The sequence below is a fragment of the Nocardia jiangsuensis genome (genome assembly GCF_042650385.1).
In the GTDB taxonomy this organism is placed as follows: Bacteria; Actinomycetota; Actinomycetes; order Mycobacteriales; family Mycobacteriaceae; genus Nocardia; species Nocardia jiangsuensis.
The window spans coordinates 471032-492554 of sequence record NZ_JBHSAX010000014.1; the positions used below are offsets into that span (position 1 = coordinate 471032).

The window sequence follows — 21523 nt, forward strand, 5'->3', positions numbered from 1 at the left end:
ACCAACCCCCCGCTCCGGTGAGCCGATGGACGCACCGGAAACCCCGGCGGCCTCGAACCCGCCCCCAACCCACCCGGAGAACGCGCCGTGGGCCGCAGCCGCCATCGCATCCACCGACCGAGCCGCACTCATGGCCGTCCTCTACCGCGACCACGCGACGGTGCTCTGGCGCTACACGCTCGGCCTGGTCCGGGACGCGGGGCGGGCCGAGGACATCGTCCAGGAGACGCTGCTGCGCGCCTGGCAGCGCCCGGCGGTGCTCGACCAATCGACCCATTCGGCCAGAGCCTGGCTCTTCACCGTGGCGAGGAACCTCGCCGTGGATGAACACCGCAGCGCCCGCAACCGCCGCGAATTCCGCACCGACGCCCCGCCCGAGCAGGCAACGCCCGACCACTCCGACCGCGCACTCGACGGCTGGCTGGTCGCGGAGGCGCTGGCCAAACTCGGCGCCGACCACCGCGAGGTGATCGTGCGCGCCTACTATCGCGGGCTCTCGACCCACCAGATCGCGGAGGAACTGGGTATCCCTCCCGGGACGGTGAAATCCCGGATGCACTACGGCATGCGGGCCCTACGTCTCACGCTGCAGGAAATGGGGGTGACGAACCGATGACCGACATTGTCGACGACTACACGACGTGGGACGCCCCCTACGTGCTCGGGTCGCTCACCCGGGCCGAACGGTTGGAGTTCGAGGAGCATCTGGAGCAGTGCGCGCGGTGCCGCGATGCCGTGGCCGAGCTGGCCGGGATGCCCGGGTTGCTCGGGTTGGTCGGTGCCGAAACGGCGCTCGGGCTCGGTGCGGGCCGTGCGCCGAACGATCCGATCGTTCCGGTCACCGTGCCCGATCAGCCCGAACCACCGGCCGACCTGCTCCCCCGCCTCGCCGCGGCGAGCGAACGGCAGCGCCGCCGCTCCCGCTGGGTCTCCGCGGGCGCCGCGCTCGCCGCCGCGGCGGCTGCCGTCGCCATCGCGATCCCCGTTGTCGCCACGGTGACCTCGAACCCGGACCCGACCGGCACCGAACAGGTCTTCGCCGAGCGGGCGATGGAGCCGCTGCGCGCCAGCCCGGTCTCGGCCGATTTCCGGGTCGTGGCCGACGGCGACCGCACCCGCATCGAGATGACCTGCAGCTACGCCGGCGCAGGTGCCGGCTACGCCTGGGAGTTCGGCCTCGTCGCCACCGGCGTCGACGGCACCCGCTGGAACCTCGGCCAGTGGCCGGCCGGCCCCGGCGACGTGGTGACCCTGGAACGCACCGTCCCCACCACCCCCGACCGCGTCCGCAGCGTGGAGATCACCTCCGCCGCCACCGGGGACACGGTGCTCCTCGGCACGGTCTGAGCGAACCCGCCCGGCCCGGGAACGGGTTCTCCGTTCCCGGGCATGCGCGCTGTGCCTGCCGAGCCGCAGCGGAGGGCTCCGCCGCCTATTTGGCGGATTGCACCAACTGCTTGTCGGGCGCGTTGTCGGGCGCGACGCCGTCATGGGCGACGAGAGCCTCTTCGCGGCCGAGAGCGGGACCACCGGGGAGCAGGCCGACGATGGCCCAGGGGGCACGCTCGGGAGTGGCGGTGCCCGAGTCCATGCCGAGGGCCTTCTGCGCGTCGGCGTCGGTGATGCCGTAGCGGACGCCGGTGTCGGCGAGGTAGAGCGCCGCGTCCCGGCGTTGGCTGTCGGTCTCGATGCCGGTTGGCTGGATCAGCATTCCGCTGCCGGGGCGGGTGTAGAACTGGGCGACCTTGCCCGGCTGCGCGTCGGCCTGGGCCAGCTGCACGGGCCGGGCGCTGTCCGGGATCGGGAGCATGCGTCCGGTGAGCAGGGTGAGCTCGGCGGTGCGGGTGCCGTCGGCGTCCGCGGTGGACGAGGTGGGCAGCGGACGCCAGGACAGGCAGCGCACCGCATGGTCCTTGACCTCGACGATGACCGGCGCCGCGGCCGGATAGTGCTGCACGGCCAGCTCGCCGGTGATGTCGGCCTGGGTGCGGACGTAGGAGCTGATGTCGGCGGTCCTCGCGGCGGGGTTGGAGTTGCGGATGATCTCGGCGGTCAGCGGGGAGATCGCCTGCAACCCCGCCCGCAGCACCACGTAGTTCTGGGATTCGGAAGCGACGTAGACGACGTCCCCGATGCGGTGCTCCTCGACCGGCTTGGCCGGGCTGCCCCCGAGGTCGGCGATGCTCGGCGGGATGAGCGGCGGGACCTCCGGAATGGCGTTGAGCAGGCCATCGCTGATGGGCTGCGGGGTAGCGCCGCGGATCCCGAGCGCATCGGTCACCGCCCGATCGGCCATATCGACCCGGGCACGCTGATTGTCGTAGACCAGATAGGCCGAATCGGAGCCCTGCACCAGCAGCGCCCGCCCCGCAGGCAGCGCCGCCGTCTTCTCCTCGAGGACGGGGTCACCGGCGATCACCGTGCTGGTGACCGACTTCGACCCGTCCATGGTGAGCTGATCGCACACCGTCCAGGCATGCCCGCTGCCCTTGGCATCGAAGTTCAGGGCCGACGGCGCACCCGGGATACCGATCAGCTGACCGCGCGGCTTCTTCGCGACCTCGGCCTCCTTCACGATGACGACCTTGCCCGGCTCACCGAGCGCGAGCCGAGCCGAAGCGAGATTCAGAGCGGGATGCACGGTGTCACCCAGCACGACGTAGACCTGGCCGGATTCCTTACCGATGAGCAGGGTGTTACTACCCACCTTGTCCTGGGGGCGCAACAGGGCCAGCACACCGCACCCGGCCAACACCACAAGAGCGAGCACCAGCCCGACCGCATACGCCCGCGACTGCGACTTCATCGGATCGTGCAGCATGCGGACATCGCGGCGCACGAGCGCATGCTCCATACGCCGGACCAGGAAGCGGTAACCACTGACCTGCCAGCGCGTAGTGGGCTTGGACGGCATGAACTTCCCCCCGGACCTGTGCGTGCAACTCCGGAACTACCCTAATGCTCCCACCGGGACTCGATACGGCCAGCCGGGATTCCCGCGAACGACCAGAAGGCGTCGGTGGGCGAAGCGCGACAAAGGTTGGCCCGGTCCGGCCAGGGCGGGAGTGCGGCGGCGTTTGGCCCACCCCGCTCGCCTGTCGGGGTGGCTGTCAGCACGCAATGGACTCAGTGCGAGTCCACGTGTTTCGCCTCGCTGATGTACACGGCGGTCAGGAGCGCGAATACGTAAGCCTGCAACCCGATGACCAGCAATTCGAATGCAGTGAAGGCGACTCCGGCGAGCAGGGAGAACGGTGAGAACACCTTCATCCAGGCGGTGGCGTCGAACAGGAAGTACCAGGTGGCGCTGAAGAAGAGCACCAGCATGATGTGGCCGGCGAGCATGTTGGCCATGAGCCGGACGGTGAGCGTGAACGGCCGCAGGATGAACGTCGAGACGAATTCGATCGGGATCAGCAGGCCGTGCGCCCACGGCGGCACGTCCGAGACGACGACGCTGCCGCGCATGTACCGCCAGAATCCGAACTTGCGGATACCGACGTAGTTGAAGGTGACGTAGGCGATCACCGCGAGCACCAGCGGCATGCCGATGCGCGCGTTGGACGAGATGTTCAGTCCGGGAACGATGCCGGAGAAGTTCAGGAACAGCACGGTGAAGAAGATGGTCGCGATCAGTGGGAAGTACTTGCGGCCCGACTCCTTTCCGAGCACCTCGTCGGCGATCTGCTCCTTGACGAACACCAGCGCGGCTTCCGCGATGTTCTGCAGCTTTCCCGGCACGATGCGCGGATTACGGAAGGCAGCCAGCATGAACACCACCAGCAGCACCGTCATCAGCAGCCGGATGAGCATCAGCCGGTCGAGTTCGAACGGAGTGCCCTCGAACAGCACGGCTGGCGGAAAGAAGTCGGTCAGCGACGGCGCGTGGAACTCCGCGGCGAGGTCGATGGTGTTCAGCGTTCTCTCCCCCCGATGGAACAGATCTTAGTTATATGTTCATACCATAAAGAACCGCTCGACGCGGAGACGGAGTCGGTCGTGATGGGCGCCGCCGCCGGCTCACGCGGGCGAAGATGCCTTAGCGCTGCGCGCTTGCGACGGTTCGAGCTCGGGTTGGTGCCGGTTCGCGACACCGATCCACGCGCAGGTCGCCCCGTACCCGAGTGCCGTTGCCGACCACGATCGAGCCGCGCCCGGTGCGGATGATCGCAAGGTGATGCCGCAGCGGATCCGGTACACACCCGGAGCCCTTTGGACTCGGGTCGACCGCGCGGAAGGTCCCCACGTCGTTGTCTGGCGAGGCATCGGCGAGCGACCACGACTCGCTTCGTCGTCCAAGGGCAAGGCCAACCGCCGAGGTCGATCTGATGTTCGAGCTTGCCTTCGGCAATGCGCTGCGGTCACTGTCCGGCCGCGTAGCCGCAGACTGTTCGTCGGTCGTAGAGCTACGCCTGGAACTCGCCGACCGAGATGCCGGTTACGAAGGCTACCCAGGACGACCTCGAGAACGTCAGAGCCGCGACACCCGGGTGCTTGGAGTCCCGGACACCGAGCCTCCCACCCGGCAGGTAGGCGACCTCCACGCAGTTGGCACCGTCGCTGCTATAACTGGATTTGAACCAGCGAAGTTCGCTCACTGCTCGTACTCCTCGACCGACTTCCGGAGCAGGCTTCTGCTCGCCTCCTCACCCAGCGTATGTCGTTGTAACCGACGGGTGACGTCGACGTACTGGGACACTTCACCCGGCTTCTCCAGATACATGCTCCCGGTGAAGGACTCCAGTAGAATCACCGGCGGCGAGGCCGGGTCCTCGAACTCCAGCATCGCGTAGTGGCCGATCGGACTGCCCATCGGCACACCCGCGGCAAAGGGCAGGAGGCAGACCGAGATATTCGGCCGCTTGCCCACCTCCGCGAGGTGCCGGAGTTGCGCGGCCATCACGGCGTTGTTCCCGACTCGGCACCGGAGCACCGTCTCATTGAGAATCACCAGCAGATCGAGCGGACTGTGCCGCCGAGTGATCCGCACCTGCCGCTCCATCCGGAGCGCGAGCAGGCGTTGCCGCTCCTCGTTCGACCAGTCCGGGAAGCCGTTCTCCAGTAGAGCGAGGGCGTAGCCGGGGGTCTGCAGCAGTCCTGGCACGATCGACGGTTGATACACCACGATCTGCTGGGCTTCGGCCTCCAGGCCGATGTACACGTCGAAGTTCGCTGGGATCACATCGCCGTAGGCGTGCCACCAGCTCTTCTCACCGGCCTTCAGCAGCAAGCCGATCATTGCCTTGATTCTGTCGTCCGGCATCTCGTAGACCTGGCACAGCGCATCCAGATCCCGCGCCTTCAACCTCGTCTTCTCCGCCGTTTCGAGTCGCTGCAGCACCGATGTGCTGATATCAGCGGCGATCGCGGCTTGCGCGATAGTCAGCTTCACGGCTTGCCGCGCGTCGCGTAGATACGCGGCGAGCCGCCGCCCTGCCAACGTCGATCCGCTGTCCCCCACTGCTCCCCCTTTGAATCCGTACTGGGTTTCCAAACCCAGGAAGCCGGTTTCTGTTCTGCGGCAACAAGTTACCTGTCTCCGGATTATTCGATGAGGATTCCGGGATCAGGGTGCCGGTGGTGTGCTGGAGCAATGAGCGAGAGCGTGCATGATGCCCGTTTGCAGGCCGCGCGAGCCCGGGCCGCGGCGCGGGGTCTGGAGGTCCGCAATCGGAAATCCCCGCCCTGGGGCTTCGAACTTCGGAACCTGCGGGGTGAGGTTCTGGACGAGGGAACGCTGACCGATATGGAGCGCGCGATCTTCTCGATCGATCCCGACGATCGCGTGGAGTCGATCAGATGAACCCCGCGGTGGAGAACCCCACGCTGGACGACGCCCGCGAGCGGTACCAGGCAGTTCAACGGCTCTGGGTCGCGATGGGCCGGCCGGATCACGGCGAGCTGTGGAATCAGGTGCAGCGGTTTCGCGCCACGTTCATTGCCATCTGGCGACGCGACAACGTCCAGCCAGCGAAAAGATCCGCTGGCTGGACGAGGACCATCCGATAAGGATCAGCGCCCGCGGCGGGCGAAGATCGAGCGGGACCAGAGGAAGCCGACGATTCCGATGCCGACGCACCAGGCGAGGGCGATGATCCAGGAGTTGCCGATCTCGGTGCCCATGAGCAGCCCGCGCACCGTCTCGGTGATCGGCGTGAACGGCTGGTACTCGGCGAACTGCCGCATGCCCACCGGCATGGTCTCCGTCGCCACCAGCCCACTTCCGAGGAAGGGAAGCAGCACCACCGGGAAGAGCATGTTGCTCGCGCCCTCCGGGTTGGCGGCCAGCAGTCCGCAGGCCACCGCGAGCCAGGTCAGCGAGAAGACCAGCAGCCCGAGCAGCCCGGCGGCGGCCACCCACTCCAACGCGGACGCATCCGGCCGCCAGCCGATGAGCAACGCCACCAGCGCCATGCCGGTCAGCCCGAGGGCCGACTGAATGAGGGTGCCGAGCACGTGGCCGGCGAGAACGGCGGGCTGGGCGATGGCCATCGTGCGGAACCGGTTCACGATCCCCTTGGTGGTGTCGGTGCAGACCGCGACGCAGACCGACACCGTCATGTACGCCGGGATCATGAGGAGCATGCCGGGCGCCAGGTAGTCGATGTACTTGCCGCCGGAGGAGAGCTGCAACGCGCCGCCGAAGACGTAGTTGAACACCAGCATGAGGATCACCGGCATCACGATGACGCCGAAGACCATGCTCGGATACCGCCTGGCGTGCAGCAGGTTCCGGCGCAGCATGGTGAGGGTGTCAGCGAGCGGCGCGGGCTGCGGACGGGAAAGCACGGCGGTCATCGGACGGTCTCCTTCGAGTCGGCGGCGTGCCCGGTGAGGGAGAGGAACACGTCGTCCAGGTTGGGGGTGTGCACGGCGAGGCCGGCGGGTTCGAGATCGTGCAGGTCGAGGCGGTCGAGGACAGCGCGCAGGGCGGTGACGCCGCCGTCGCTCGGTACGGCGAGGGTGAACTCCTCCGCAGCGACCTCCTGCGCGGCGTCGAGGACGGCGGCGGCCTGATCGAGCGCGGCACGATCGGTGAAACGGAGGCGGATGTGGCCGCCGGGTACCAGCCGCTTGAGTTCGGCGGCGGTGCCCTCGGCGACGATGCGGCCCTGGTCGAGCACGGCGATCCGGTCGGCGAGCTCGTCCGCCTCCTCGAGGTACTGCGTGGTCAGGAAGACGGTGACGCCGTCGTCGTCGACCAGGGAGCGGATGATCTGCCACATGGAGCGGCGGCTGCGCGGGTCGAGGCCGGTGGTGGGCTCGTCCAGGAAGATGATGCGCGGGGCGCCGACCAGGGTCATGGCCAAGTCGAGGCGGCGGGTCATGCCGCCGGAGTAGGTGGCGGCGGTGCGGCTGCCTGCCTCCACCAGGTCGAAGCGGGCGAGCAGCTCGTCGGCGAGGCGCTTGCCCTCGGCGCGGGGCAGGTGGTGCAGGTCGGCCATCAGGAGCAGGTTCTCGCGGCCGGTGAGCAGCTCGTCTACCGCCGAGAACTGGCCGGTGACGCCGATGGCGCCGCGCACCGCTGTGCGTTCGGTCGCGACGTCGTGCCCTGCCACCTGGACGATGCCGTCCTCGGCGTCGATGAGGGTGCTGAGGATCTGCACCGTCGTGGTCTTGCCCGCGCCGTTCGGGCCGAGCAGGGAGAAAATGGTGCCCTCCGGGACGGAGAGATCGATGCCGTCGAGCACGGTCTGCTCGCCATACGACTTGCGCAGTCCGCGCACGGTGATCGCCGAAGACATGGCGTTCCTTTCATCAATAGGTACGAATATGTGCATGTTTTGGACACACCGCCCCCCGGGGGGGGGATCTCAGTTGGGCCGGGTCAGATGTCGAGGTCCTCCACCTGGGGATGGCCGGCGATATCCGCGATGCGCTCGTAGAGCTTGTCCGGAATCTTGCCCTTCAGCTCGGGAAAGTCGTCGACGATCTCCAACCGGAAGTCGCCCCAGTCCAGTTCGCCGATGCCGAGCATGCGGCGCCAGCTCTTCCAGTCCCGGAGTGAGCCGGTTTCCGTGGGGTATTCATTCCAATCGCTGTAGCGGGTGTGCGCGACGAATTTGCCCTTGCGGCTGCGGTATACCCGGACGTGCAGCGCGCGCTCGTCGTCCATGTCGTTCAGCTCGCTGAGCAGCACCCCGGAGAACCGGACCTGCCGCGCACCGTTGTGCCCGACCCGCAGCACGACCTCCTCGAAGCCCTCCAGCCGCCCCTCCTCCAGCTCGATGAAGCGGCGCAATGCCGTGGTGACGGCACCCGAGAGGTTGCCGCCGACCAGCTCCTGAGCCCGCTGGAAGAGCGGGAGGTCGGTGTCCGCTACGTAGATCGTCTTGTTGGGCATGCAATGACTATACGTAGATGTATATGTAGAACGCAACCCCGAATTTTCGGCGGTGGGTGAACCGGCCGCAGCCGCACCCCGTGTCTTCTCCCGAGGGTCGATCGGGCGCGGCTGTGAACGCCGCGCCGGTCGCCCGCGATGACCTGGGTGGGCTCGCACTTCGGCCCCCGGAGGAGGTGGAACCAGTGCCCGATCGAGTAGCCGATCATCTGGTCCGCGCCGTCACCGCGCTCGGAGCGAGGGAGCTCTTCGGTGTGGGCGGCGCCAATATCGAGGATATCTACGACGCCGTTTTCGCCTCCGACGGTGCAGTGCGCGCGGTGGTCGCCAAGCACGAGTTCTCCGCCGCCACCATGGCCGACGGGTACGCGCGGGCCTCGGCCGGGATCGGCGTGGTCGCGGCGACCTCCGGGGGTGGGGCGATGAATCTCGTTCCCGGCCTTGCCGAATCGTTCACCTCGCGGGTGCCGGTGCTGGCCCTGGTCGGGCAGCCGCCGCGGGCCGGGGAGGGGAACGGCGCCTTCCAGGACACCAGTGGGCTGGCGGGCACCATCGATGCGGAGAGCCTCTTCGCCACGATCACGGGGTACTGCGCCCGGGTGCGCGCCGCCGCCGAGTTGCCGGGGCACCTGGACGGCGCCGCGCTCGCGTTGCAGCGCGGACTGCCCGCGGTGCTGTTGCTGCCCAAGGATATTCAGCAGGAATCGATCGAGCTGCCGGAGTGGACGCCACCGGTCGCGGTGCCGCGGCACGATACGGTCCGGCTGGCAGAGGTGCGGTCGCTGCTCGCGGCGGCGCGCGGGGCCGGTGGCGTGCTGCTGCTGGCCGGGGCGCAGGTCGGGATGGACGATGCCAGGGCGGAGCTGGCCAGGCTGGCTCTGCTGCTCGGCGCGGCGGTCGGGGTCGCGCCGGACGCCAAGGACGTCTACGACCAGGGTGCGCCCGGTTTTCGCGGGGTCGCGGGGACCATGGGGCATCCGGGGCTCGGTGCCGCGGTCGCGGCGGCGAGCGTCTGCCTGCTGGTCGGCAGCGCGCTGCCCGGCCCGGCCGGGGCCGGGCTCGACCTGAGCAGCCTGCCGGTGCTGTCGATCGGGCACAGCGAGCCGCACCCGCGCGCCCTGCACGCGCACAGCTCGGACCTGCGGCACACCCTGAACACCCTCGCCGATGCTTTGGAACCGTCGCTGACGGCACACACGAACGGGGCGACTCCGGATGCGCCGGTGAACCCGACCCGCCTGCAGGTCCCAGCCTCCACCGGCCCCGGCCTGCGCTACCGCACCGTGGTCGACGCCATCACCACCGCGCTCCCACCCGGCAGCGACGTCTTCGCCGACGCGGGCAATACCGGCGCCGCGGTCGTCCACCACCTGCGAGTGCCCGAGGACGGCCGCTTCGTGGTCGCCCTCGGCATGGGCGGCATGGGCTACGCCTTCGGCGCGGCGATCGGCGCGTGCCTGGCCCGCGGCAGGCGCACCGTCGTGATCGCCGGCGACGGCGCCTTCTACATGCACGGCATGGAGTTCCACACCGCCGTCCAGCTCGACCTACCCCTCACCGTCATCGTCTTCGACAACAGCGCGCACGGCATGTGCCTGACCCGCGAACAGCTCTACTACGGCGACCGCTACAGCTTCAACCGCTTCCGCCCCGCGGAGCTCGGCAACGGCATGGGCGCCATGTTCCCCGGCCTGCCCTCGTGGTCGGTGCGCACGACAGCCGACCTGAGCACCGCGCTACCCGCGGCCTTCGACACCCCCGGCCCCTCGTTCGTCGCCGTGACCTGCGACCCCGACGAGATCCCCCCGTTCCTGCCGTTCCTCTCCGCCAACCCCTCCAGGAGTACCCCGTGACCGCTCTCAGCGACATCCCCGTCCCCGTGATCCCCGGCGTCCTGCGCGTCGAGAACTCGGACCGGGACGCGACGCTACCCGTGATCCTCGACCGATTGCGCTCGGTGTACCCGCACGACGAGGTGTTCGGCACCTTCTGCCCGGTGCACATCGTCATCGACGCCCCGCCGCGCGAGGTGTACGAGTACCTCGCGCACACCCGGTCACTGGCCGAGTGGACCTACAGCCTGCGCGGCTTCACCGAGACCGACGAGCCCGGCCTCTGGCGGGCCTGGGACAAGCTGGCCGAGGACACCGAGATCTACGCCCGCACCGTCGCCTACCCGGACTCCATGACCGTCGACTACCACTGCGCCTGGGACCAGGGCGAACACCTGTGGATGATCTACCTCATGCGGGTCGTCGACGCCCAGGTGGTCTTCGACCGCCCCGGCTCGGTGGTGCTCTGGACCAACTGTCACCACCCCTTCTACGAGAAGAACCCGTTCCCGGAGAAGGGCCCGAAGGAGCGCGAGGGCTGGGTCGGCGACTTCTGGCCGCTCTTCGGCCCCGGCCACCAGCTCGAACTGGACAACCTCAAGGCCATCTGCGAATACCGCTACGCCAACGGCCTCCCGCTGACCCCGGAGTGGATGCGATGAGCACCGTGAGCCTGGTCGACGTCGCCTCCTACCTGCCCGGCGACCCGGTCGGCACCGAGTACTTCACGCAGTACTCGCGCTCGGAGCGGCAGGCGCGCAACGTCATGTTCCGCGCCCCCGCCGCCCGGCACCACATCGCACCCGGCGAGACCGCGGTCGACATGATCGAGCGCGCCACCGCCCCGCTCATCGAACGGCACGGCCGCGACCTGATCAGCGATATCGACGTGCTGCTCACCCACGTCCAGCTGCCGGACAACCCGGTGCTCGGCAGCGGCCCCGAGGTCGCGCGCAGGCTGAACGCCCGCCCGGAGCACGTGCTCGACGTGCACAACGGCGGCTGCGCGGCCTTCATCCACATGATGGCGCTGGCCGCGAACCTGCTGCGCGCGAGCGGCGGCCGGACCGCGCTGGTCGCGGCGGCGCAGAACTGCGCGGGGCCGGTGTTCACCCAGTCCGAGATCCGGGGCATGCCGCAGGCGCCGGTGCCGGGCGACGGCTGCGGGGTCGGGCTGCTGATCCGGGACGACAGCGCGCCCATCCTGGACACCGAGTGCCGCACCTACCCGGAGTTCGCGGGTGACATGGCGTTCTCCACCGGCAGCGAGCGCCGCTACTGGGAGCCCGGTGCCGGGCAGGCGTGCGTGCGCTTCTCCGAGTCCAAGGTGGCCGCGGTGCTGGCGCGCGGCAACCGGCTGGTGCCGGAGGTGGCGTTCGCGGTCTGCGACCGGATCGGCGCCAAGAGCAGCGAGGTCGACACCCTGGTCACCAACCAGCCGAACCGCCTCTTCCTGCGCAACTGGCACGACGCGCTGGAGCTCCCGGCCGAACGGCACCCGGACACCTTCGACCGCTGCGGCAACCTCTTCGCCGCGGGCATCCCGGTGACGCTGGACCAGGAGAACCGGGCGGGCAGACTGCGCAACGGCTCGACGGTGCTGCTCTCCGCCTTCGCGCACGCGGGCGACTTCGCGGCCGCGGCCGCCGTCCGCTGGGGCGCGGCGCGGTGAGCGTCCGGATCCACCCCGGTGACACCACGCCGCGGGACGGCACCTTGAGCGAGCTCCGCCGCTTCGACCTGAGCCTGAGCGAGAACCCGTTCCCGCCGCTGCCCTCGGTGCTCGAGGCGGTGCACCGCGAGCTGGCCGCGGCGAACCGCTATCCGGAGTTCCTGCCGGAGAAGCTGCCCGCGTTGATCGCCGGGGAGTTGCGGGTGCATCCCGACCAGGTGGTGGTCGGGGCCGGGGCGACCGGGGTCGCCATGCAGGTGCTGCGGGCCGTGGTGGAGCCCGGACGGAGCATGGTGTTCGCCGCGCCCACGTTCGACGGGTACCCGATCATGGCCGAGATGGCGGGGGTGCGGGCGGTGCCGGTGCCCCTGGATGCCCGTGGTGGGCAGGACGTCAGGGCGCTGCGTCGGGCGATCGACCGGCACACCCGGTTGCTTGTGGTGTGCCGACCGCACAATCCCACCGGGACCGTGCTTCCCCTTGCCGAGTTGGACGCGCTGCTGGCCCGGGTTCCGGCCCGGGTCACGGTGCTGCTCGACGAGGCGTATATCGAGTTCCTGGATCGGGCGGACCGGCCCGACCTGCACCACCTCATCGCCGAGTATCGGAACCTGCTGGTCCTGCGCACCTTCTCCAAGGCGTACGGGCTGGCCGGGTTGCGGATCGGTTATGCCGTCGGGGATATCGAGCTGGCGCGGCGGGTGCGGACTCAGCAGCTGCCGTTCGGGCTCGGGGCCGCCGCCGGGGCCGCCGTCGCTGCTTCCTACGCCGCGGCCGAGGAGTTACGTACGCGGGTTCGGCGGATCACCGAGGAGCGGGATCTGCTGCGGGCGGCGCTCTACTCGATGGGAATCGAGGTGCCGGAGAGTCACGCCAACTTCCTCTACCTGCCGGGGCCCGGTGCGTCGAATGCGCTGCGGCGACGGGGGATCAAGGCGCGGTGTTACCCGGATGGGAGTGCGCGGATCGCGGTCGGCGATCCGGAGGCGGGGCGGGCGGTGTTGCGCGCCATGCGGATTCCGCAGTGATCGGCCGTTCGATCAGCGGCGGAACCAGCGGCGGCCGGTTCGCGGCGCGAGGCCGTGTGCCGCGGCGAAGGCCGTGGCGTCGTCGGCCACCGAGGTGGACGGGCGGCCGCGGGCCCAGGCGGTGAACTTGTCCGGGAAGTCGGGGCCGCACTGCTGGGCGAGCAGGGGGTAGCGCTTGGCCACCAGGCCCGCCCGTTTGCGGAGCAGGGCGGTGGCGGTGGCGGTGAGGTCGTCCGGGGCGAAGCCGGATGGGGGCGGGCCGCCGGCGACCAGGGCTCGGATGAGTTCCGCCTGGCGGGTGGCGAGGTCGGGGAGGTCGCTACTCACCGCCGGACTCCGACAGCTCCGGTGATCCGCGTCCGGCCGGTGACGTCGGCGATGGCGTCCAGCTCGGCGAGCAACTCGGCCGCGGGCGGGTAGTTTCCGTCGCGCTCCAGCATGAGCGGGACGTCACGGTCGGTGGCGAACTCGCCGACCAGCTCGAGCACCGCCGCCGGGACCGCGGCGGTGTGGGTGTCGTGGTAGCGCCCGTCCAGCTCGTGTCCGCCGGCGATGTGGCAGTAGGCGATCCGCTCGGCGGGCAGCCGGTGCAGTTCGGTGCGCGGGTCGCGGGCGCGGTTGCGGGCGTTGGCGTACACGTTGGCGATATCGAGCAGGAGGTGGACGCCGGTCCGCTCGACGAGTTCGGTCAGGAATTCCGACTCGGTGAATTCGTCCTCTGGCCAGTCGAAGTGGCTGGTGATGTTCTCCAGCGCCAGTGGAACCGGCAGCTCGGCCGCGGTGCGCGCGGTGTTCCGCGTGAGTGCGTCGAGCGCCGCCCGCGTGCGCGGCACGGGAAGCAGGTGGCCCGCTTCCAGCCCGTTCGCTCGAACGAACGACACGTGTTCGCTCACCAGGGGCGCGTTCAGTTCCCGCGCGCTCCGGGCCAGATGCGCCACCCGCTCCGGCAGGACCGGCTCCGCACCGCCGAGCGAGAGCGAGACCCCGTGCGGCACCACCGGAATACCGCGGTCACGCAGCGCGGCGAGCTCGTCCGGCACCCCGTGTGCGACCGTCTCCGCGATCACCTCGCAGAACCCGAGCCCCGGCAGCCCGGCGACCAACCCGCAGATCTCCGGCCGCCACCCGATCCCCAGCGACCGCCCCGGCAGGACGGCTTTCACCGGTCACCCACCGCAACCGCCGCCTCCGCAACCTCCTCCGCCACCGCAGCTACTGCCGCTGTCTCCGCCACTGCCCCCGCTGTCCCAGCCCGACGACGAGGCGGGCGGCTCCGCCGCGCCCGCCAGCCCGGCATCGAAGGTGAGCAGCGCCGCGCCACCGAAGAGCGCCGCACCGAGCGCGGCGGTGTGCAACCCGTACGTCTCGTAGGAAGGCGCGTTCTGCGGCCGCAGGTATCCGTTGGCGATCACCGCCTCCGTGGTCGCCGCGCGGCCGAGCGCGGTCACCCGCGGCACCCGGATCAGCATGAACCCGACGAACGCGAGCGTGATCAGCAGGGCGAGCAGGAAGCCGACGCCGTTCCCGTTCACGATTCCGGCGATGAACCGCACCAGCCCGAGCAGCCAGACGATCAGCACCGGCATCGCCGCGTCCCGCAGCTCCCGCCGGAACGCGGGGTGCGGCATGTACCCGCGCTCGACCAGCCCGGCGCGAAGCAACTTCAGATCCGGCGCCACCGCCACGGCCAGCACCGCGACCTTGACCGGCGTACCGGCCGCGATCCGGTCGTACACCGCCCCGGTGAACGGATCCAGCCTGCTCCGATCACCCGCCGTGATGGCCCGTGCGGGCGTGCCGTCCGAGCCGATCAGGTTCTCGGCGCGCAGCAGCGCGAGCGCCGCGAGCACCGGCCGGTTGTCGTCGATCAGCAACCCGAGTTCCGGCGCACTCAGCTCCGCCCCCGGCTTCTCCAGCCGCGGCTTCACCTCGTCCCGCCGCATCACCCCGCGGCGCAGCCAGATCGCCGCGACCACCGCCGCGATCGCGACCGGGATGTACAGCAGGAGAAAGTCCGGCCCGGAGATCCCCCAGGTGTCCGCCGCCGTGTCGAGCACGCTCATCTCCACCTCACGATTCGCCGCGTTTCGCCTGATTATCGAGCTCGGCGGCGGCGCGCGCCAGATGGTTCCATGAACCCATGGCGAAATCTCCCCCGTTGCGCCCCAACCCCGCGCCCGCGCACGGCACCGCCAGCCGCGAATGGTTCCGCCGGACCCTCGGCGGCCGCGAGTTCGTCCTCCGCCAGACGGTCATCGACCCCGGCGGCAGCAGCGGCTGGCACTACCATGACGGCACCCTGCTCGTCCTCGTCACCCGCGGCACCCTCGACCACCCCGACGCCCGCCGCACCCCCATCCGCTATCCCCGCCGGCGCGTCTTCCGCGAACCCAGCGGCCCGCGGTACCCGCACGTGGCCCGCAACTCCGGTTCGGAGCCGGTCACCATCTGGGTGCTCTACCGCAACCCACCGGGAGCCCCGCTCTCCCGGCACGTCGACCCGCTGGACTAACGGCACCTGCTGAAGGTGAAGCGCACCATCGTGTGCGGAGACCCGGGTTTCGACCCCGCCGGTTCAGGCGCCGAGCAGAACCAGTCGGGCGTCGTCCGACTTCGGATTGAACCGATGAATGTGGTCGACGGCCGGAAACACCTCCGGCAGCATCCGGTCGGAATCGGGCCATGCTGCCCCGCGCCGGCGCGCCACTCCCCACTCATCCCCCCGGGGTTGATCACGGAACTTCTCCGGCCTCCTACGCCGGTTCGCAGGCCGAGCGCAGGGAGCAGGCTCCGCATGCACTCCCGCACCCGCCGACCGGCTCGGGGACCAGCGGCTCGACCGCCCGCTCCGCGGCGGTGGCGCCGGCCCCGAGCGTGAAGACCGCGACCACCCCGACCACGGCGGCGACGATCAGCGCGACGAACCCGCCCACGGCGAGCGCGACGAGCCCACCGGCGAAGAGCAGGAAGCCCGCGGCGACGGAGGTGGGGGCGGCGACGCGGTTGGCGAGCCGGAAGGTGGTGTCGTCGGTGAGCGCGGCCTCGGTGTGCACGCCGACGAAGCGGTTGCGCGGCAGCCGCCCGGTCAGCCCGAGCAGGCCGGTCGCGACGGCGACGGCGGCCGCGGCGAACAGGAGGAGAGCGACGACGAACACCCGAGTAGGTTATCTCACGGGCCCTGCGCACCCGCGCGGGCATCGTCCGGTGTGACCCCCGCTACCAGCGCAGATCCTGCCGATCGGATCGTGTTCGAGATGTGCGGGGCCACGTTCTACCCTGATAACCGGGTTCCGGACGAACAAGAAGGAAGGCTGAGCGGTGGATGACACGCGGGCGACCGAGAGCGGTGGCACCGAGAAGGACGGCCCGCGGCATCGGTACAGCGCCGAGCTCGCGGGGCGCATCGAGCGCCGCTGGCAGCAGACCTGGACCGAGCGCGGGACCTTCCACGCGCCGAACCCGGTCGGTCCGCTCGCAGGCGAGACCCCGGCCGACAAGCTGTTCGTGCAGGACATGTTCCCGTACCCGTCCGGCGCCGGGCTGCACGTCGGGCACCCGCTCGGCTACATCGCCACCGACGTCTTCGCCCGCTACCACCGCATGCGCGGCCGCAATGTGCTGCACGCGCTCGGCTACGACGCCTTCGGCCTGCCCGCCGAGCAGTTCGCGGTGCAGACCGGGACGCACCCGCGGGTGACCACCGAGGCGAACATCGCGATCATGCAGCGCCAGCTGGACCGGCTGGGCCTCGGCCACGACCGGCGCCGCTCCTTCGCCACCACCGACCCCGAGTACTACCGCTGGACGCAGTGGATCTTCCTGCGCATCTACAACGCCTGGTACGACCAGGAGGCGAACCGGGCCCGGCCGATCGCCGACCTGGTCGCGCAGTTCGCCGACGGCGCCCGCCCGACCCCGGACGGCCGGCCGTGGAGCGAGCTGCGGGCCGCGGAACGCAATGCCGTGCTCGACTCGTACCGCCTGGTCTACCAGACCGATTCGGTGGTGAACTGGTGCCCCGGGCTCGGCACCGTGCTCTCCAACGAGGAGGTCACCGCGGACGGCCGCAGCGAGCGCGGCAACTTCCCGGTGTTCCGCAAGCGGCTGTGGCAGTGGATGATGCGGATCACCGCCTATTCCGACCGGCTCGTCGACGATCTGGACGGCCTGGACTGGCCGGAGAACGTCAAGACCATGCAGCGCAACTGGATCGGCCGATCCCGCGGCGCACAGGTGAAGTTCGGCACCGAGGCCGGTTTCATCGAGGTCTTCACCACCCGCCCGGACACCCTGTTCGGCGCCACCTACGTGGTGCTGGCACCGGAGCACGAGCTGGTCGACGCGCTCACCGCCGAGCAGTGGCCCGCCGACACCAACGAGCGCTGGACCAACGGCGGGGCCGCGAACCCGCGCGCGGCGGTCGCCGCCTACCGCGCCGCGATCGCCGCCAAGTCGGATCTGGAGCGCCAGGAGAACCGGGAGAAGACCGGCGTCTTCCTCGGCACCTACGCGATCAACCCGGTGAACGACGCGGCGGTGCCGATCTTCGTCGCCGACTACGTGCTGAGCGGCTACGGCACCGGCGCCATCATGGCGGTGCCCGGCCACGATCAGCGCGACTGGGATTTCGCGACCGCGCTCGAGCTGCCGATCGTCGAGGTGATCGCGGGCGGCGACGTCACCGCCGCCGCGCACACCGGCGAGGGGAAGCTGGTCAACTCGGGCTTCCTGGACGGGCTGGAGGTCGAGGAGGCCAAGGCCACCGCGATCGCCAGGCTGGAGACGGTCGGCGCGGGCACCGGGACCGTCCAGTACAAGCTCCGCGACTGGCTCTTCGCCAGGCAGCGGTACTGGGGCGAGCCCTTCCCCATCGTCTACGACGAGGACGGCGCGCCGCACCCGCTGCCGGAGTCCATGCTGCCGGTGCGGCTGCCGGAGCTGGAGGATTTCGCGCCGGTCACCTTCGATCCGGACGACGCGAGCTCCGAGCCGTCGCCGCCGCTGGCCAAGGCCACCGACTGGGTCGAGGTCGAGCTGGACCTGGGCGACGGTCTCGAGAAGTACCGCCGCGATACCAACGTCATGCCGAACTGGGCGGGAAGCTCCTGGTACCAGCTGCGCTACGCGGACCCGACGAACACCGAGGCGTTCTGCGCGCCGGAGAACGAGGCGTACTGGCTCGGCCCGCGCGGCGCGGCCGACCCGGGCGGCGTCGACCTGTACGTCGGCGGCGTCGAGCACGCGGTGCTGCACCTGCTGTACGCGCGGTTCTGGCAGAAGGTCCTCTTCGACCTGGGCGACGTCTCCGGCAGCGAGCCGTACCGGAAGCTGTTCAACCAGGGCTACATCCAGGCGCACGCCTACACCGACGAGCGCGGCGCGTACGTGCCCGCGGCCGAGGTGGTCGAGCGCGACGGCCAGTTCTTCTGGCACGAGCAGCGGGTGTTCCAGGAGTACGGCAAGATCGGCAAGTCGCTGAAGAACGCCGTCTCGCCGGACGAGATGTGCGACCTGTACGGCGCCGACACCTTCCGCTTCTACGAGATGGCGATGGGCCCGCTCGACACCTCGCGCCCGTGGGCGACCAAGGACGTCGTCGGCGCGCACCGCTTCCTGCAGCGGGTCTGGCGGCTGGTGGTGGACGAGGAGTCCGGCGCGGTCCGGGTCACCGACGCCGAGCCCACCGCGGAGACGCTGCGCGTGCTGCACCGCACGATCGCCGGCGTCGACGAGGACTACGCCGCCATGCGGGACAACACCGCGGGCGCGAAGCTCATCGAGCTGACCAACCACCTCACCAAGGCGTACCCGGACGGTGCGCCGCGCTCGGTGGTCGAGCCGGTGGTGCTCATGCTCGCCCCGATGGCCCCGCACATCGCGGAGGAGCTCTGGGAACGCCTCGGCCACACCGCCTCCCTGAGCACCGGCCCCTTCCCCGCCGCCGACCCGGCGCTGCTGGTCGAGGAGTCGGTGGAGTACCCGATCCAGGTGAACGGCAAGGTGCGCAGCCGGATTCAGGTCCCGGCCGACGCCGACAACGCCGCCATCGAGGCCGCCGCGCTCGCCGACGAGAAGATCGCCGCCCTGCTCGAGGGGGCGGCGCCGCGCAAGCTCATCGTCGTGCCCGGGCGTCTGGTGAACATCGTCCGGTAGCCGCTACTCGACGACGCCGGGCTCGGTCTCGGCGAGCACCCAGTCGCGGTAGCCGGGGTGCACGACCGCCACCGGCACCGCGACGACCTGCGGGGTGTCGTAGGGGTGCTCGGCGTCGGCGCGGACGATGATCTCCTGCACGTGCGCGCGGCGGGTGTGCAGGGTGACGAGCGCTTCGGGCTCGTCGGCGATCGCGCCATCCCAGCGGTACAGGCTGCGGACGGCGGGTTGCAGGTTGCCGCAGGCCACGAGGCGGTCGGCGAGCAGGCGGCGGGTGAAGCCGGCGAGCCAGCCGGCGTCGGCGGCGGTGATGCTGACGCTGACCAGTTCTTCGTCGACGGACATGGGTTCCTCTCAGCGGCCGTACGGGCGGATGACGAGCTCGGTGGGGTGCGCGTCGCGCGGGGTCTCGATGGCGGTGCGCACGGTGCGCGCGACCGTCGCGGGGGTGAGGAATTCGGCCGGGTCGTACTCGCGGCCCTCACCCGCGACGAGTTCGCGCTGCATGTCGGTGTCGATCCGGCCGGGGTGGATGGAGGTGACCCGGAGCAGCGGCTCCTCCTGGCGCAGCGAATCGCCGAAGGCGCGGAGGCCGAACTTGCTGGCCGCGTAGGAGGCCCAGCCCGGGTGGGCGCGCAGGCCGGCGCCGGAGTTGATCAGCAGTACATGGCCGTTGGCTGCGCGCAGGGCGGGGAGCAGCAGCCGGGTGAGCTCGGCGACCGCGATCAGGTTGGCCTCCAGCGTGCGCCGCCACTGGTCGACGGTGGAGTTCTCGACGGTGTCGATGTCGGCGATGCCGGCGTTGTGTACCAGCACGTCGAGCCGCTCGATGGGCGCGGTCGCGGCGGCGACGGCGGCGTAGTCGGTGAGCTCCACCGGCCAGCCGGTGGCATCCGGGATCTCCGCGAGCACGTCGGTGAGCGAGGGCAGGCTCCGCGCGCCGAGCAGCAGCCGGTGCGTCGGCGCGAGCTCACGGGCGATGGCGGCGCCGAGCCCGCGGGCGGCTCCGGTGACGAGGGCGACGGGTTTCGCGGTCATGCGCCCAACGGTAGCGGCAGGTCCACGAGCTCCGAGTGGCTCCCGACACTCCCGGGTGGTCCATACCACCCTGTACTGAACAGGCGAAACCACCGGAGTCGCCGCAGAATGAACAGATGCAGCACCCCGGTTTCACGCCGACCCAGCTCGCGGCCCGCGCCGCCTACCTGCTGCGCGGCAACGACCTGGGCACCATGACCAGCGCGGCGCCCCGGCTCTACCCGCACATGTGGAGCTGGGACGCGGCCTTCGTCGCGGTCGGGCTCGCCCCGCTCAGCGTGGAGCGGGCGGTGATCGAACTCGACACGCTGCTCTCCGCGCAGTGGAAGAACGGGATGATCCCGCACATCGTCTTCGCCAACGGCGTCGACGGCTACTTCCCCGGCCCGGCCCGCTGGGAGTGCCGCAGACTCGCCGCCAATGCTCCGGACGGCCCGGACACCTCCGGCATCACCCAGCCGCCGGTGCACGCCATCGCGCTGCAGCGCATCCTCGACCACTCGCGCAGGCACGGCCGCAGCACCAGGGCCGCCGCCGACGAGTTCCTGAACCGGCGCTGGGGGGATCTGGTGCGCTGGCACCGCTGGCTCGCCCACGCCCGCGACCCCAAGCAGACCGGCCGGATCACGCTCTACCACGGCTGGGAATCCGGAATGGACAACTCGCCGCGCTGGGACCGCGCCTACGCCAACGTCGTCCCCGGCGACCTCCCCGCCTACCACCGCGAGGACGTGCTCGTGGTGAGCGACCCGACGCAGCGGCCGTCGGACCGCGAGTACGACCGCTACCTGTGGCTGGTCGAGCAGATGCGCCGCTCCGGCTACGACGACTACCAGCTCGCCTCCACCATGAGCTTCGCGGTCGAGGACGTCTTCGTCACCGCGATCTTCGCGCTCGCCTGCGACGTGCTCGCCGATATCGGCGAGGAGTACAAGCAGCCGCACGCCGACGTCAGGGAGCTGCACGGCTGGGCCGAGCACTTCCGCACCGGCGTGCTCGCCACCACCGACGCGCGCAGCGGTGCCGCCCGCGACTTCGACGTCCGGCTCGGCCGCTGGATCGACACCGAGACGCTGGCCATGTTCGCCCCGCTGCTCTGCGGCGGGCTGCCGCGCGACACCGAGCGCGCGCTGCTCAAGCTCTTCGAGGGCCCGCGCTTCTGCGGCCACCCCGACCTGCGCTACGCCCTCCCGCCGTCGACCTCCCCGGTCGCCAGGGACTTCCGGCCGCGCGAGTACTGGCGCGGCCCGATCTGGCCGGTCATGAGCTGGCTCTTCTCCTGGGTCTTCGCCCGCCGCGGGTGGGCGGAGCGGTCGCTCACCCTGCGCGCGGAGGGGTTGCGGCAGGCAGGCGACGGGAGTTTCGCGGAGTACTACGAGCCGTTCACCGGGGCGCCGCTGGGCAGTATGCAGCAGTCCTGGACCGCGGCGTCGGTGCTGGACTGGCTGGGCTGACA

23 protein-coding genes are annotated in these 21523 nt (G+C 70.3%); 10 read left to right on the forward strand and 13 right to left on the reverse strand.

The annotated features are described in order from the left end of the window. Window positions 1-25: 25 nt before the first annotated feature. Both ACFO0B_RS16575 and ACFO0B_RS16580 read left to right on the forward strand, forming a co-directional pair. Complete coding sequence (locus ACFO0B_RS16575; protein ID WP_378613358.1) at window positions 26-616, forward strand: sigma-70 family RNA polymerase sigma factor; 591 nt, start codon at window positions 26-28, stop codon at window positions 614-616. Beyond that, on the forward strand, window positions 613-1347 hold the full coding sequence (locus ACFO0B_RS16580) for an anti-sigma factor family protein (protein ID WP_378613360.1): 735 nt from the start codon (window positions 613-615) through the stop codon (window positions 1345-1347). The genes ACFO0B_RS16575 and ACFO0B_RS16580 overlap by 4 nt, the downstream gene beginning before the upstream one ends. Window positions 1348-1432: 85 nt before the next feature. Here ACFO0B_RS16580 and eccB read toward each other — a convergent pair whose 3' ends face one another. The 4 genes from eccB to ACFO0B_RS16600 form a co-directional block, all read right to left on the reverse strand. Beyond that, window positions 1433-2914: a type VII secretion protein EccB gene (gene eccB, locus ACFO0B_RS16585; protein WP_378613361.1), complete on the reverse strand. Its 1482-nt coding sequence runs from the start codon at window positions 2912-2914 to the stop codon at window positions 1433-1435. Between the two features lie 212 nt (window positions 2915-3126). After that, the gene (atpB, locus tag ACFO0B_RS16590) at window positions 3127-3852 is read right to left on the reverse strand and encodes a F0F1 ATP synthase subunit A (RefSeq protein WP_378613362.1); all 726 of its coding nucleotides are present in this window, start codon (window positions 3850-3852) and stop codon (window positions 3127-3129) included. A gap of 554 nt (window positions 3853-4406) precedes the next feature. Then, complete coding sequence (locus ACFO0B_RS16595) at window positions 4407-4598, reverse strand: DUF397 domain-containing protein (RefSeq protein ID WP_378613363.1); 192 nt, start codon at window positions 4596-4598, stop codon at window positions 4407-4409. After that, window positions 4595-5461 carry a helix-turn-helix domain-containing protein gene (locus tag ACFO0B_RS16600; RefSeq protein WP_378613364.1) on the reverse strand — a complete coding sequence of 289 codons (867 nt, stop codon included), beginning with the start codon at window positions 5459-5461 and terminating at the stop codon, window positions 4595-4597. The genes ACFO0B_RS16595 and ACFO0B_RS16600 overlap by 4 nt, the downstream gene beginning before the upstream one ends. 132 nt (window positions 5462-5593) lie before the next feature. On the opposite strand from ACFO0B_RS16600, the gene ACFO0B_RS16605 reads away from it, so the two are divergent. Next, on the forward strand, window positions 5594-5803 hold the full coding sequence (locus tag ACFO0B_RS16605) for a hypothetical protein (RefSeq protein ID WP_378613365.1): 210 nt from the start codon (window positions 5594-5596) through the stop codon (window positions 5801-5803). A gap of 209 nt (window positions 5804-6012) precedes the next feature. Here ACFO0B_RS16605 and ACFO0B_RS16610 read toward each other — a convergent pair whose 3' ends face one another. The 3 genes from ACFO0B_RS16610 to ACFO0B_RS16620 all read right to left on the reverse strand — a co-directional run bounded on the left by ACFO0B_RS16610 (window position 6013) and on the right by ACFO0B_RS16620 (window position 8344). Next, entirely contained in the window at window positions 6013-6798 is a 786-nt protein-coding gene (locus tag ACFO0B_RS16610; protein WP_378613366.1) for an ABC transporter permease, read from the reverse strand. Beyond that, a complete protein-coding gene (locus ACFO0B_RS16615) occupies window positions 6795-7745 on the reverse strand; it encodes an ATP-binding cassette domain-containing protein (protein WP_378613367.1) in 951 nt (316 codons plus the stop codon). The genes ACFO0B_RS16610 and ACFO0B_RS16615 overlap by 4 nt, the downstream gene beginning before the upstream one ends. A gap of 83 nt (window positions 7746-7828) precedes the next feature. Next, window positions 7829-8344: an EXLDI protein gene (locus tag ACFO0B_RS16620; RefSeq protein WP_378613368.1), complete on the reverse strand. Its 516-nt coding sequence runs from the start codon at window positions 8342-8344 to the stop codon at window positions 7829-7831. A gap of 185 nt (window positions 8345-8529) precedes the next feature. Here ACFO0B_RS16620 and ACFO0B_RS16625 point away from each other — a divergent pair, with 185 nt between their 5' ends. The 4 genes from ACFO0B_RS16625 to ACFO0B_RS16640 are packed head-to-tail and all read left to right on the forward strand — an operon-like array spanning window position 8530 to window position 12876. Continuing rightward, on the forward strand, window positions 8530-10197 hold the full coding sequence (locus tag ACFO0B_RS16625) for a thiamine pyrophosphate-binding protein (RefSeq protein ID WP_378613369.1): 1668 nt from the start codon (window positions 8530-8532) through the stop codon (window positions 10195-10197). Beyond that, the gene (locus tag ACFO0B_RS16630; RefSeq protein ID WP_378613370.1) at window positions 10194-10838 is read left to right on the forward strand and encodes an SRPBCC family protein; all 645 of its coding nucleotides are present in this window, start codon (window positions 10194-10196) and stop codon (window positions 10836-10838) included. Before ACFO0B_RS16625 ends, ACFO0B_RS16630 begins: the two co-directional genes overlap by 4 nt. Next, the gene (locus tag ACFO0B_RS16635; RefSeq protein ID WP_378613371.1) at window positions 10835-11848 is read left to right on the forward strand and encodes a 3-oxoacyl-ACP synthase III family protein; all 1014 of its coding nucleotides are present in this window, start codon (window positions 10835-10837) and stop codon (window positions 11846-11848) included. The genes ACFO0B_RS16630 and ACFO0B_RS16635 overlap by 4 nt, the downstream gene beginning before the upstream one ends. Before the next feature lie 8 nt (window positions 11849-11856). Further along, window positions 11857-12876: a pyridoxal phosphate-dependent aminotransferase gene (locus tag ACFO0B_RS16640; RefSeq protein WP_378613828.1), complete on the forward strand. Its 1020-nt coding sequence runs from the start codon at window positions 11857-11859 to the stop codon at window positions 12874-12876. A 12-nt stretch (window positions 12877-12888) separates the two neighbouring features. On the opposite strand, the gene ACFO0B_RS16645 is transcribed toward ACFO0B_RS16640, so the two are convergent. The 3 genes from ACFO0B_RS16645 to ACFO0B_RS16655 are packed head-to-tail and all read right to left on the reverse strand — an operon-like array spanning window position 12889 to window position 14939. Beyond that, a complete protein-coding gene (locus tag ACFO0B_RS16645; protein WP_378613372.1) occupies window positions 12889-13203 on the reverse strand; it encodes a hypothetical protein in 315 nt (104 codons plus the stop codon). Beyond that, window positions 13200-14039 (reverse strand): DUF692 domain-containing protein, encoded by an 840-nt coding sequence (locus tag ACFO0B_RS16650; RefSeq protein ID WP_378613373.1) that lies wholly within the window; start codon window positions 14037-14039, stop codon window positions 13200-13202. The genes ACFO0B_RS16645 and ACFO0B_RS16650 overlap by 4 nt, the downstream gene beginning before the upstream one ends. Before the next feature lie 3 nt (window positions 14040-14042). Further along, a complete protein-coding gene (locus ACFO0B_RS16655; protein ID WP_378613374.1) occupies window positions 14043-14939 on the reverse strand; it encodes a TIGR04222 domain-containing membrane protein in 897 nt (298 codons plus the stop codon). 77 nt (window positions 14940-15016) lie between these two features. Between ACFO0B_RS16655 and ACFO0B_RS16660 the strand changes: the two genes are divergently transcribed. Next, window positions 15017-15388 carry a hypothetical protein gene (locus ACFO0B_RS16660; RefSeq protein ID WP_378613375.1) on the forward strand — a complete coding sequence of 124 codons (372 nt, stop codon included), beginning with the start codon at window positions 15017-15019 and terminating at the stop codon, window positions 15386-15388. A gap of 241 nt (window positions 15389-15629) precedes the next feature. On the opposite strand, the gene ACFO0B_RS16665 is transcribed toward ACFO0B_RS16660, so the two are convergent. Continuing rightward, window positions 15630-16031: an SdpI family protein gene (locus ACFO0B_RS16665; protein WP_378613376.1), complete on the reverse strand. Its 402-nt coding sequence runs from the start codon at window positions 16029-16031 to the stop codon at window positions 15630-15632. Between the two features lie 163 nt (window positions 16032-16194). On the opposite strand from ACFO0B_RS16665, the gene leuS reads away from it, so the two are divergent. Beyond that, a complete protein-coding gene (gene leuS, locus ACFO0B_RS16670; protein ID WP_378613377.1) occupies window positions 16195-19029 on the forward strand; it encodes a leucine--tRNA ligase in 2835 nt (944 codons plus the stop codon). Between the two features lie 3 nt (window positions 19030-19032). Here the strand turns inward: leuS and cutA are convergent, their stop codons facing one another. After that, complete coding sequence (cutA, locus tag ACFO0B_RS16675) at window positions 19033-19374, reverse strand: divalent-cation tolerance protein CutA (RefSeq protein WP_378613378.1); 342 nt, start codon at window positions 19372-19374, stop codon at window positions 19033-19035. Window positions 19375-19383: 9 nt separating this feature from the next. Next, the gene (locus ACFO0B_RS16680; protein WP_378613379.1) at window positions 19384-20067 is read right to left on the reverse strand and encodes an SDR family oxidoreductase; all 684 of its coding nucleotides are present in this window, start codon (window positions 20065-20067) and stop codon (window positions 19384-19386) included. A 116-nt stretch (window positions 20068-20183) separates the two neighbouring features. Here ACFO0B_RS16680 and ggh point away from each other — a divergent pair, with 116 nt between their 5' ends. Further along, window positions 20184-21521 (forward strand): glucosylglycerate hydrolase, encoded by a 1338-nt coding sequence (ggh, locus tag ACFO0B_RS16685; protein ID WP_378613380.1) that lies wholly within the window; start codon window positions 20184-20186, stop codon window positions 21519-21521. Window positions 21522-21523: the final 2 nt, after the last annotated feature.